Consider the following 11,623-nt stretch of genomic DNA (forward strand, 5'->3'; position numbering starts at 1 on the left):
CCCCGCGCCGGTCGGGCGCAGGAGGGCGGAACGACAGTGGCGCACGAGAGTACGGGGGCGATCTACGCCGCGGCGGGAGCCAACCTCGCCATCGCGGCGGCGAAATTCGCAGGCGGCTTCCTCACCGGATCGACGGCAATGCTCGCCGAAGGCGTGCACTCGGTGGTGGACACCCTCAACCAGATGCTGCTCCTCGTCGGCCTGAAGCGCGCGGAAAAGCCCGCCGACACCCGCCATCCGTTCGGCTACGGCCGGGAGATCTACTTTTACGCCTTCGTCGTCGCCCTGATGATCTTCCTCGGCGGCGGACTGTTCGCCATCTACGAGGGCGTCGAGCGCCTGTGGCATCCCGAGCCGGACAGGGACGCCCACCTGTTCGGCTACACCATCCCCGGCCTGTGGGTGAACATCGCGATCCTCGGCTTCTCCGTGGCGGCGGAGGGCTATTCCTGGACGGTCGCCATGCGACAGTTCTGGGCGGAGAAGGGCCGGCATTCGGCGCTCCATGCCATCCGGCGCAGCAAGGACCCGAGCCTGTTCACCATCCTCGCGGAGGACACGGCGGCCCTGATCGGGCTGCTGATCGCCCTCGCGGGCGTCGTGCTGGCCCACGTGCTCGAGATGCCGGCCCTCGACGGGGCCGCCTCCATCGGGATCGGCCTCGTCCTCGTGGGCATGGCCCTGTTCTTGATGATCGAGACCCACGGCCTGCTGATCGGCGAAGCGGCCGACCCGGCCCTGGTCGAGGCGATCCGGGAGATCGTGCGCGGGGAGCCGGGGGTGATTCACCTGAACGAGGTGCTGACCCAGCATCTCGGCCCCTCGGACATCCTCGTGAACCTCAGCCTGGACATGGCCGACGACCTTACCGCCGGCGCCGTCGAGGCCACGGTGACTCGTCTCGACCGGGCGCTCAAGGCCCGGGAGCCGGACGTGAAGCGGGTCTTCATCGAGATCCAGGGCAAGCCCGAGGAGGCCCGCGCGGCGGCGGCGTGAGGGCCTACGGCCCGTCCGCCCCCGCAAGACGGGGAGAGGGGAACCCGTGCCGTCATGGCGAACGCGCTGTGAGGACGACAGGCGGGCCTCAGCCCGTCCGCCCGACCTGCTGCAGGCTGACCCGCCACAGGCGCTCCTGCACGGCCTCGTCGCGGCTTTCGGAGGAGGAGGTCTTGGGCTTGCCGTTCGAGAAGTAGCGCCCGGTCACGCCGTCGAGGTCCGGCGACGTGGCGACGTGGAGCGACGTGCGCGCCCCCCGCTCGGGGCTGATGAGGAAGGGCCGGATCAGGCTCCAGGCCGTCCCGAACAGGCCGCCCGTGTTCTTGGCGAAGCCGGTGTCCACCACGCCGGGGTGAACGCAGTTCGCCATGATGCCCCGGCTGGCGATCCGCCGGGCCAGGGCGTAGGTGAACAGCACGTTGCCGAGCTTGGCCTGGGAATAGGCCCGCATGGCCCCGTAGCGTCGCGCACCGCCGAGGTCGTCGAAATCGATGTGGCCCCGGTAATGGGCCGCCGAGGCGACGTTGACGATCCGCGGCTTGCCCCCGGATTCGGCCGTCCCCGCGAGGGTGTCGAGAAGTTCCAGCGTCAGGAGCACGTAGCCGAGATGATCGAGGGCCCAGGTGCGCTCGATTCCATCGACGGTGGTCTCCCGCCGGTCGAATATCGCGCCCGCATTGTTCACGAGCACATGGAGCTGCGGGCAGGCCGCGCGGATCTCGCCGGCCACCCGGCGGATCTCGGCCTGGGAGGACAGGTCGGCCTTGTAGGTGTCGATCCGGGCCTCCGGCGCGGCCGCCCGGATTGTCTCCGCACAGCCGGCGAGCTTGCCCGCATCGCGGCCGACGAGACCGACCCGCGCGCCCCTACGGGCGAGCGAAAGGGCGGTCTCGTAGCCGATCCCACCCGTCGCCCCGGTGACGAGGCAGACCCGTCCCTGCAGAGTGCTCAGAAGACGACCTGCCCGACGGCGAAGGCGATGACCACGATCACGATCGCCACGATCAGGAACAGGCCGAACAGGATACGGGCCAGGGAGCCTGCGCCCGACGCGATGCCGGTGAAGCCGAGACCGCCGGCGATCAGCGAGATCACGAAGCAGATCAGGGCCCATTTCAGAAGGGTCATCAGCCGTCCTCCGGTGGCCCGCTCCGGGGGGCGGGCGACGTACGATTCAATCAGTCAACCGGCGGCCAAGCGGGACCGTTCCGTGCCGGAGCAGGGGGAAAGGGCGTTTATTCTCAGGCGGTCCGGGAGACCGGCTGGGCCGGCACGTCCGCCCGCTCCAGCATGATCTCCGCGAGGGTGTGGTAGAGGCCGCCCCGGCACACCGCCTTCGAGGCGGCGTCCGAGATCAGCGCCGCCACCATCAGCGGGATCATCAGGGCGTGGTTCTGGGTCATCTCGGTGACGATCACGAAGCTGGTGATCGGCGCCTGGAGCACGCCCGTCAGGTAGGCCACCATGCCCACGAGGACGAACGCCCCCACCGGCACCTCCGGCAGGAGCGGGTGGAGCACGCCGCCGATCCCCGCCCCCACCGCCAGGGACGGCGCGAACAGGCCGCCGGGGATCCCGCTCACCGAGCTCAGCACGGTCGCGAGGAACTTCAACGGCGCATAGAGGAGGCTCGCGGGGGCGTCGCCGTGGAGGATGGTCCGCGCCTCCTCGTAGCCGGTGCCGTAGACGGTCCCGCCGGAGGCCAGCCCGCAGAGGGCCACTGCGAGGCCGCAGGCCGCCGCGAAGAGGATCGGCCGGGTGGCGATCAGGCGGCCCACCGGCCCCGGCAGGCCCTGGGCGAACAGGATCACGAGGCGGCTGAAAACGCCGCCCGCGACTCCGCCGAGGACGCCGATGAGGGGCACGATCCACCACGCCTCCAGGGGCAGGGCGGCCTGGGTCGTGCCGAAATAGGTGTAGTTCCCCATGAGCCACAGGGAGGTCAGGCCCGCCGCCACGATTCCCGCCACGATGAGCCCGGAGGAGCGCGCCTCGTAGGCCCGGCCGAGTTCCTCGATGCCGAACACGATGCCCGCCAGCGGCGTGTTGAAGGCGGCCGCCACGCCGGCCGCTCCCCCCGCGAGCAGGAGGCCGGGCAGGCGGTCGGGCGTCAGGCGGCCGAAGGCGGCCATGATCACCGCACCCACCTGCACCGTCGGTCCCTCGCGCCCGGCCGAGGCGCCGCACAGCAGGCCGAGGAACAGCACCATCACCTTGCCGAAGCCCACCCGCAGGGAGATCAGCCCATGCCGGAACCGGGCCTCCCTGGCATGGCGGGCGGCGATGACCTGGGGGATACCCGAGCCCTGAGAGTTCGGGAACACGGTTTTGGCGAGCAGCGCCGCCAGGGCGAAACCCGCCGGCGTCAGGACGAGGGCGATCAGCGGCGAGGGCGCCGTGAGGGCCTTGAAGCCTTCCTGCGCGAGGTCGGCCCCCTTGGCCATCACCACCGCGGCGAGGCCGACGCAGATGCCCCCTGCCAGGAAAAGCAGCCGCGAGCGCCAGAGGGGGTAGGCATCCTGGGAGACCGAACGGAGCCTTGCGATCGAGCGACCGTAGCGGAAGCGGGTCCTCCTCGGCGCCACGTCCGTTTCCGAGCCCTCACGCATCCCCGACATCACGACCCTTCGCTTCCGTCACCCGCCCTGGCTTAGCGGGGAGCGTGCCAGAGTGCGAGGGGATGAACTGCGCGAGGGGGGCCGTTCCCGGGCGACCCCGCGGTCACTCCTCCGCCTCGCAGAGCTTCTCCACCGCCTTCACATAGGACTTCGCATCGAACTTCTTCAGCGAGTTCTCGCTCTGGTAGCGGACGGTGCCGAAGATCTTGCGCTTCTGCCAGGGGCGGTCGTGCAGGCCGTAGACCCAGGCGACGTTGGTGAAGGAGTTCGGGTCCCGGCCGTCGAGGAAATAGCGGTTGTTGATCCGCAGGGTCCGCTCGAAACCGGCCTTGGGCGAGGGCGACCATTCGAGGATCTTCTTGCCCCAGTACATCCTCAGTTGGTTGTGCATGTAGCCGGTCTCGCGCATCTCGCGCATGGCCGCATTCCAGTAGAGGTCGTGGGTCTCCCCCGCCGCGAGCTGCGCCTCCGTGTAGGTCTGGGGGCGCTCGTCGTCGGCGTGCTCGGCCAGGGTCTTGCGGGCCCAGTCGGGCACTGCCTTGTCGTAATCGTCGTAGCCCTCCGTGTAGAAGACGTGGTTCATGGCGAGTTCCCGCCGGACGATCAGCTCCTCGAGGTAGGCGCCCCGGTCGTCGTCGTCGCCGTCCTTGGCCTCCCGGATGGCCAGGGCGATCTCGACGGGGGAGATCTGGCCGAAATGCAGATAGGGGCTCATGTGCGAGGCGGCCGCCGCCTCGGGCTTGTTGCGCCCGGCGCCATAGCCCTCGAACCCGTCCTTCAGGAACGCCTTCAGCCGTTTGCGCGCCTCACCCTCGCCGCCGACGAAGCGTTTCACCGGGCCGACCTCCCGGTCCAGGCTCATGCCCGCCAGCACCTTGTCGGGGTCGGAGACGTCGATCTCGCTCTTGAGCCCGAGGTCATCCGCCTTGTGCCGAACCGGGCGGGCCTTCACCTCCCCGATGAACGGCTCCCAGAGCTTATGCAGCTTCGGGCGCAGGGTGCGCGCAGCGAATTCGTGTTTGGTGGACGCCGTCTCGACGGGGACCACCACGTCGCCCTCGACCTGGACGATGCGGCCCTTCACCTTCCGGCCGATCTCGGCGTACCACTTCTTCTGGATGGCGAGGTAACCCCGGTCGAGGACGAGGAGCGCCGCCTTCCCGGCCAGATCGATGGCGACCTGCGCCGGGGATGCCTTGCGCATCACGAAGGCGATGCCCCGCTTCTCCAGCCCCGCCTTGGCCTCGGCGAGGCCCTGGAGAAGGAAGGCGTAGTGCCGGGCATTGGCCTCGGGGAAGCCACTCTTGCCGTCGAGCAGGCCGAAGCAGGCCACCACCGGAATTTTCAGGTGGTTCGCCTCCTCGATGGCGTATTCGAGGGCGGGATTGAACCGGGACCGGTTGGCCTGCTGCAGCAGGTACAGGACGTAGGCTCCCTTCTCGTCCGGTTCGACATCGTTGAGAACCCGGATTCGCTCACCCTGTATCGCCACGCTGCCGCCCCCTGCCACGCTCCAACCTCCGGGCGAAGCTAGGGCGTTTCCGGCCGAGGCCGGAGACCGGGACATGCGGCAAAACACGGCGATCGCACCGAATCGCACCGGTTTTCCCCGCAATACGGCCCATGCACGTATGACGGGAAACGTTGGAGGCCATTGGCAACTTCCGTCGGAGAGGCGGGACCGCGAAGCCGATATTGGTATCCGTCGCATGCACTGCGACATTTTGAACACGGCAACTCTTGAATCGATTGCCGAAACTCTCACGGTGCGAATTCGTGGCAGCCGAGACCTTGTCAACAGCCGCCCGTGCACTCAGTTTTGCAGTGCGGGAGAGCGATGGCGTCGCCCTTCCGTAGCCCTCCTTGGGCGTTTCCTCCCTAGACTTCGGGCCGCTTCCTCGGAAGTGGCCTTTTTTCTGGGTGCTTCAGCGGGAGGGCGCCCCCCCGGCCCGCCGGCTCGCGGCCAGGGACGCGGCCCGGCCGGCCGCCGCATAGAGGTCGAGCCGGGAATAGACGCCGAATTCCGATCCGTCGTCGAGGAAGCCGCCGCCGGGCCCCTGGGTCTCGGTGAGGATCCGGTTGGCCTCGGCCAGGGACAGTTCGGGGAAGGCCGCGGTCAGGAGATGCCCGGCCTCGGGGGCGAGGGCGGCGACGTCCTCGGTCTTCCCGGCCGTCTCGGGATGGACGACGGGCAGGCCGTAGGTTCGGGTCGAGGCGACGAAGGCGGCATTGGCGGCCGGATCCCGGAACCGGCTCGTGTCCTCCCCGGCGCAGGCCGCGACGTCGCGTCCACAGGTCTGCGCGACGAAGGCTTCGATCTCAGCGCGGGCATCCTTCACCACCGCCGGATAGTCCGCGAGGGTGACCGTCTTGCTCGTGTCGGCGCTGGCCTGGTCGAGCACGGCGGGGTTCGTGCGGATCTGCCCGACATAGGCCGGATCGTTGGCGAGCAGGTGGGCGAGGGCGTGGAGCGAGGTCGTCCGGCCGCCGATCACGTCCATGGCGTAGTGGGCGCCCACCACGATCCGGTCGTTGCCGTATTCGGCCGCGCGGGTCACCATCTGCTGGTACCGGGCCGGCACGAGGATGGCGAGGATCATCGATTCGGTGGTGCCGTAGGTCGTATGGCCGCTCGGGAAGGCGGGGCTGTTCAGGAGATCCTGGTTCGGCCCGCGCAGCCAGTCGAGGCTGTGGGAGGGCGTGCCGAAATAATCCTCCCCCCGGTAGGCGGTGAGGGCGGGCAGGGTCTGGAACGGCCGGGCATCGCCGAAGGAATCAGAGCCGGGGCTTCCGGCGGGGCGGCCATAGGCCTTGCCGAAGACATCCGTCGTCCCCTTCGCCAGGATTACCGCGGCCTCTTCGGAGACGGGCTTCTTTCCGTCCACCGTGCCGTTGGCGAAGAAGTACTTGCCGGCGTTGGAATCGGACTTCGTGACCGTGTTGGTGTAGCCGATCAGCCGGGCGAGGGCGGGCGAGACGCTGGTGAAGGTCTTGTGGTCGGCATAGCGCGCCTTGGCCTGGTAGGCGCCACCGATCCGGCTGCCCAGGCCGTCCGCGAGCTGGGTCGCGTTGCCGTCGGTGATGAAGCAATCCTTGAGCGCCTGGAGCCGCTGCTCCGGGAGCGGCAGCAGGAGCGGCTGGTGCGCCGCGCCGCTCTGGATGTCGCCGGTCACCTTGAGGTTCGCGTCCAGGGCGGCCTTGCCTTCCGGGCTCGCCGGGAGCCGGGAGAACGGGGCGAGGCCGCGCAGGGCGTTCAGGTTGGCGGCCGACTGCGCGACGGAGGGCACGGGGGCCGCGAGGCACAGGGCGGCGAGCCCGAATCCGGCGACGTATCTCATGGTGTGCGATCCGCTGTGACGATGGTCGGCGGCGTTAGGCCGCCCACATGACCGGTGCGTGACACCGGCCGGCGGGGGCGGGGTCTACCCCCGCGCCCGGGCCCGGATCATGAAGTTGTCGTAGGTGTATTCCGCCACCTGGAACCAGAGGTACTCCTCGTTGCGGAACACCCGCAGGGCCTCGTAAACCCTGCGGAAATCGGCGTTCTTGGCCGCGATCTCGGCATAGACCTCGTTGGCGTTCTTGAGGGCGGCCTCCATCACCTCCTGGGGGAAGGGGCGGAGCTGCGCGCCGCCGGCCACCAGCCGGCGCAGGGCCCGGGGGTTGCGGGCATCGTACTTGGCCTGCACCTCGGCGCCGACCTGGGCGCAGGCCGCCCGGAGGATCGCCTGATAGGCCTTCGGCAGGGCCTTCCACTTCTCGGCGTTGATCCAGACATGGAGCATCGCCCCACCCTCCCAGAAGCCGGGATAGTGGTAGACCGGGGCCACCTTCTGCAGGCCGAGGCGCTCGTCGTCGTAGGGGCCGATCCATTCGGCCGCGTCGATCTTCTTCGATTCGAGGGCGGCGTAGAGGTCGGGGCCGGGGATCGCCTGCGGCTGCACGCCGAACTTGGCCAGCACCTGCCCGCCGAGTCCGCCGATGCGCATCTTGAGGCCCTGGAGGTCGGCGACGCCCTTGATCTCCTTGCGGAACCAGCCGCCCATCTGCGCGCCGGTATTGCCGCCGGGCAGGCAGACGAGCCCGGCCTTGGCGAAGACCTCGGCGAAGAGTTCGCTCGCACCGCCCGCGTACCACCACGCGGCCTGTCCCCTGGCGTTGAGGCCGAAGGGAATCGCCGTGGCCAGCGCGAAGGTCGGGTCCTTGGCGGTGGCGAGGGAGGCGGGGCCGTGCCCCATCTCCACGGTGCCCGCGGCAACCGCATCGAGGAGCCCCTCGGCGGGGATCGGCTCGCCGGGCCCCTGGACCTGGATCTGGAAGCGACCGTCGGTCGCCTCGGCGATGATCCGCCCGAGCGATTCCGGGGCCCCGAACAGGATGTCGAGGTTCTTGGCGTAGGCCGAGGACAGGCGCCAGCGCAGCTCCGGCGCCGCCTGCGCCAGGGCGGGCGCCGCCAGCGGGGCCGCGAGCGCCGCGCCGAGACCGGCCGTGAGGAGGCCGCGCCGGGCCGGGGAGGCGGGGCGGGCGGGGGCGTTGCTGTCGTCCGAAGGCATCTCGTCCGGGCTGATGGTCCGTGCCGCAGGGAATCGGCCGGGGTCGGTAGCACGCCCGGCCCGCCTGTCGAAACGGATCACCCGCCCACCGGGTTCAGGAACCGGTCGCACTTTGCGGGCGGACGGTCCCCATGCCGCCGTCGCGAGGGACGCGAAATCGTTGCGATCGGCGGGAGGCGATATCACCTCTGCCGCCAGTCAGGAGAACCCATGCCCCCGTCCGAACCCGCCCTCACGCTCCATACCGTCTGTGGCCTGGAGGAACTGTCGGGCCATGGGGAAGCGGGAATCAGCCATGTCCTGTCGCTCCTCGATCCCGGCACGCCCGAGCCTGCCGCCTTCGGGGGCTACGGCGTCCACCGCCGCACCACCCTGCATTTCCACGATTGCCTCGGCCCCGGCACGGACAAGCACGGCACGGTGCTGGTGCCGCCGGAGCCGGCGGACGTGGCGGCGATCCTCGCCTTCGGGCGGGATCTCGACGGGGCTTCCCACGTGCTGGTCCATTGCCATTACGGGCTGTCGCGCTCCACGGCGGCGCTGCTGATGCTGTTCGCCCAGGGCGAGCCCGGGACGGAGGCCGGGGCGCTTGTGGAGAGGTTGCACGCATTGCGCGAGCCGGCTTGGCCCAATGCGCGGATGATCGCCTTCGCCGACGGCATGCTCGGCCGGGAGGGAACCCTCAGCGAGGCCGTTCGGCGGCTCCACGGGCTACAGCTGCGGGTGCGGCCGCACCTTGCGGACCTGCTCCGCTCCCTGGGCCGGGGCGCCGAGGTGGATGCCGCCGTCGCCCCCTGACGACGCCCACGATTCCCCCGCGGATCCCTCCCGAATCCGGGCTTCGCTCAGGCGTCGCCGTCCGGCACGATGCTGTAGCCGGCCTGGACGACCGGAAGGGCCGCGGTCGCCGTGCTCGCCACCGCATCGTCCCACGCGTTCCGGGCGTCGGCGGCCTCACGCGCGCTCTGCGCATCGAAGCGCCCGGTTTCCCGCAGGCGCCGGGTCGAGGCGGCGATGAGCCCGCCGAGGTCGCGAAGGCCCGACACGCCGTCCTTGATGACCTCCGCGTCCTGGCCCATCCGCTGCGAGCGATCTGCCTCGATGCCGGCCTCGCGGGCGGTGCCGCCGCTGTCGTCCTCGACCTGGACGATGCTCAGCGCCTCGACCTGCGTCGTGACGGTCAGCGTCGCCGGGGCATCGGGTCCGGACGCGTCGTCCCGGTCGGCCGGACCCGGGTCCTGCGCATCCGGCGGGTGGGCCAGCGCAGCGTCGATGGCGCGGCGCCCCTCGTCGGTGGGGCCAAGGGTGGCGGTCTGCTCGTAGAGATCGTAGGCGACCGCCGTAACCTCCTCCGGGGCGGCCTCGGCGAGACTGTCGTCCTCGGTGCGCCGGATGGTCTTCTCCGCCTCGCCGAAGGTCTTCATCGCGCTCGACACGGTCTTGCCGAGGGTCTTGGCGACGGTGAGGCCGCCCTCGGGGTTGAGGAGGGCGAGGACGCGCGCGTCCCGCGCGGCGGCCTTCGCCTGCCGGATCTGCATCGCGGCCACCTCCTTGCGTCCCGCCGCGATCCTGCGATCGAGCATGCGCGCCTGATCCGTGTCCGCCACCGCCGCGGGTCGGCCGTAGGCGACCAAGCGTTCGTCGGCGATCCGGGTCGTCGTGGAGAGGGTCAGGAGGACGGCGGGCGGAAGAGCATCGCCTTCGGAGCCCGGCTCGACCGTGAAGGGGGGGATCACGGGATTGGACCCTACGGAGGCCGTCTTGACCTCCGGGATGATCGATCTCCCGGGCAACCGCCCGGATGCCGACGACAGGGCGGTCACCGCAACCTCCTCCCCCCACGGGGGCTTCAGGCACGACGCGACGACGGCACAGGCCGTCGTCGCGGCTAAGTCGACCCTAACGGCTCAGCCTCGCAGAAACAATGTGAAATCCTTCCCACGGGGGCCGTATCCACCGGCCGGGACCGGCCCGACCGACGGCATGGAGGTCCGACGGGGATTCCAAAGGACAGGTCCTTTGGTGGGGTCCAGGGGCAAGGCCCCTGGAAAATTGGCCCCTGGGACATTGCAGGGCGCTGCCCTGCACCGGCCAGAGGGCTCGCCCTCTGGACTCCCGCTATTTCCCGGCGGGGGTGAAGCTGCCGTCCTTCCAGACGTAGAGGACGTAGCCCTGGGCGGTGACGTCGCCCTTGGAATCGAAGCCCACCGTCCCGAGGACGAGATCGAACCGCTCGGTGTGGAGCGCCTGAGCGATCGGGCGCGGCTCGGTGGAATGGACGAAGTTCGCCGACGCCACCAGGGCCTGCATCGCGGCGTAGCCGTAGATGGTGGAACCGGTGGGGTCGATTCCCTGGGCCTTGAACGCTTTCACCACCCCGGCCGCGGCCGGCTGGCGGCTCGGATCGAGGTAGAAGGTCATGAGGACGCCGTTGCTCGCCGGCCCCGCCACCTTGGCGAAGTCCGGCGTGGCGATGGCGGAGGTGCCGAACCATTGCGGGCGGTAGCCCCGGTCGGCGGCGATCTTCACCAGGCGACCCATCTCGGCGGCGTCGCCGCCGTAATAAACGACCTCGATCCCGGCGGCCTTGAGCCTGTCGGCCAGGGCCTCGTCGTCCTTCTCGGCGGGCTGGAAGGACAGGAACAGCGCCTCGTTCACGCCGATGCGGTTGAGGTTGTCCTTGGTCGCAGCGGCGAGCAGCCGGGCGGAGGCGGTCTGGTCCTGCAGCAGGGCGATCTTGCGGTCGCGGAACCGCTCGGCCAGCACGGCGGCGGAGAGCCGGGCCTGATCGTCGTCGCGCCCGCACACCCGGAACACCGTCGGCAGGCTCCGGTCGGTCAGCTTCGCCGCGACGGAGGCCGCCGTGATCATCACGATGCCATTGGCCGCGTAGAGGTCCGACGCGGCGATGGACGCGTTCGAGCAGACATGCCCGACCACGAGGCGCACGTTGGAGCGGATGAAGTGGTTGGCCACCGCCGTGGCGGAATTCGAATCGCAGACGTCGTCCTGCACGTCGAGCACCACCGGCTGCCCGTCGAGGCCGCCCATGGCGTTGGCATCCCGGGCCGCCGCCTCGACGCCCCGGAGCACCTGCTCGCCCACGGCGACGTAGGGGCCCGAGCGGGGCACCGCCACCCCGACGGTGACGTCGGCCTGGGCGCTTCCGGAAAGGGCGAGGCACAGGCCCGGAAGCGATAACGCGGCGGCAAGGAACCCGCGGAGGGGGACGGAACGTCCGGCTTTCATCGGGCTCTGCTCAGCACCCTTGTCCCAGGCAGCGGGCGGTGTCTCCGGCTCCTCGTCCGGCCCGCCGATCCGCAGCCCATACGCGAGGTCATCGCAGAACGCGATTTCTTTTCCGTATCGTTGCCCGCCATTGCTCCCCTCTTTGCGGGCTGCGTCGGAGGTGGCGAGGGCGTGGGTCTACCGCGCGTAGCTGTAGACGGCGGCGGC

10 protein-coding genes are annotated in these 11,623 nt (G+C 70.1%); 2 read left to right on the top strand and 8 right to left on the bottom strand.

Going from position 1 to position 11,623, the window contains the following annotated elements; genetic code table 11:
* Positions 1-36: 36 nt before the first annotated feature.
* Entirely contained in the window at positions 37-996 is a 960-nt protein-coding gene (locus tag MFF22_RS02275; protein WP_238247503.1) for a cation diffusion facilitator family transporter, read from the top strand.
* Between the two features lie 88 nt (positions 997-1,084).
* Here the strand turns inward: MFF22_RS02275 and MFF22_RS02280 are convergent, their stop codons facing one another.
* The 6 genes from MFF22_RS02280 to MFF22_RS02305 all read right to left on the bottom strand — a co-directional run bounded on the left by MFF22_RS02280 (position 1,085) and on the right by MFF22_RS02305 (position 8,167).
* On the bottom strand, positions 1,085-1,939 hold the full coding sequence (locus MFF22_RS02280) for an SDR family oxidoreductase (RefSeq protein WP_238247504.1): 855 nt from the start codon (positions 1,937-1,939) through the stop codon (positions 1,085-1,087).
* Between the two features lie 5 nt (positions 1,940-1,944).
* A complete protein-coding gene (locus MFF22_RS02285; RefSeq protein WP_238247486.1) occupies positions 1,945-2,124 on the bottom strand; it encodes a DUF1328 domain-containing protein in 180 nt (59 codons plus the stop codon).
* Positions 2,125-2,237: 113 nt separating this feature from the next.
* Positions 2,238-3,605, bottom strand: coding sequence for a chloride channel protein (locus MFF22_RS02290; protein ID WP_238247505.1), 1,368 nt, complete (start codon positions 3,603-3,605; stop codon positions 2,238-2,240).
* A 112-nt stretch (positions 3,606-3,717) separates the two neighbouring features.
* On the bottom strand, positions 3,718-5,106 hold the full coding sequence (locus MFF22_RS02295) for a deoxyribodipyrimidine photo-lyase (protein ID WP_238247487.1): 1,389 nt from the start codon (positions 5,104-5,106) through the stop codon (positions 3,718-3,720).
* 433 nt (positions 5,107-5,539) lie between these two features.
* Positions 5,540-6,952 carry a phosphatase PAP2 family protein gene (locus tag MFF22_RS02300; protein ID WP_238247488.1) on the bottom strand — a complete coding sequence of 471 codons (1,413 nt, stop codon included), beginning with the start codon at positions 6,950-6,952 and terminating at the stop codon, positions 5,540-5,542.
* A gap of 84 nt (positions 6,953-7,036) precedes the next feature.
* The gene (locus MFF22_RS02305; RefSeq protein WP_238247489.1) at positions 7,037-8,167 is read right to left on the bottom strand and encodes a TRAP transporter substrate-binding protein; all 1,131 of its coding nucleotides are present in this window, start codon (positions 8,165-8,167) and stop codon (positions 7,037-7,039) included.
* A 210-nt stretch (positions 8,168-8,377) separates the two neighbouring features.
* Here MFF22_RS02305 and MFF22_RS02310 point away from each other — a divergent pair, with 210 nt between their 5' ends.
* The gene (locus MFF22_RS02310) at positions 8,378-8,965 is read left to right on the top strand and encodes a tyrosine phosphatase family protein (RefSeq protein ID WP_238247490.1); all 588 of its coding nucleotides are present in this window, start codon (positions 8,378-8,380) and stop codon (positions 8,963-8,965) included.
* A gap of 47 nt (positions 8,966-9,012) precedes the next feature.
* Here the strand turns inward: MFF22_RS02310 and MFF22_RS02315 are convergent, their stop codons facing one another.
* A complete protein-coding gene (locus MFF22_RS02315) occupies positions 9,013-9,990 on the bottom strand; it encodes a hypothetical protein (protein ID WP_238247491.1) in 978 nt (325 codons plus the stop codon).
* Between the two features lie 295 nt (positions 9,991-10,285).
* Entirely contained in the window at positions 10,286-11,416 is a 1,131-nt protein-coding gene (locus MFF22_RS02320) for a branched-chain amino acid ABC transporter substrate-binding protein (RefSeq protein WP_238247492.1), read from the bottom strand.
* Positions 11,417-11,623: the final 207 nt, after the last annotated feature.

Source organism: Methylobacterium persicinum (assembly GCF_022179525.1).
Lineage (GTDB): Bacteria > Pseudomonadota > Alphaproteobacteria > Rhizobiales > Beijerinckiaceae > Methylobacterium > Methylobacterium persicinum.

Bases quoted from the DNA above. Each gene is read 5' to 3' on its own strand.
- MFF22_RS02285 (WP_238247486.1), bottom strand. From the start codon at position 2,124: ATGACCCTTCTGAAATGGGCCCTGATCTGCTTCGTGATCTCGCTGATC.
- MFF22_RS02310 (WP_238247490.1), top strand. From the start codon at position 8,378: ATGCCCCCGTCCGAACCCGCCCTCACGCTCCATACCGTCTGTGGCCTG.
- MFF22_RS02320 (WP_238247492.1), bottom strand. From the start codon at position 11,416: ATGAAAGCCGGACGTTCCGTCCCCCTCCGCGGGTTCCTTGCCGCCGCG.
- MFF22_RS02300 (WP_238247488.1), bottom strand. From the start codon at position 6,952: ATGAGATACGTCGCCGGATTCGGGCTCGCCGCCCTGTGCCTCGCGGCC.
- MFF22_RS02305 (WP_238247489.1), bottom strand. From the start codon at position 8,167: ATGCCTTCGGACGACAGCAACGCCCCCGCCCGCCCCGCCTCCCCGGCC.
- MFF22_RS02290 (WP_238247505.1), bottom strand. From the start codon at position 3,605: ATGCGTGAGGGCTCGGAAACGGACGTGGCGCCGAGGAGGACCCGCTTC.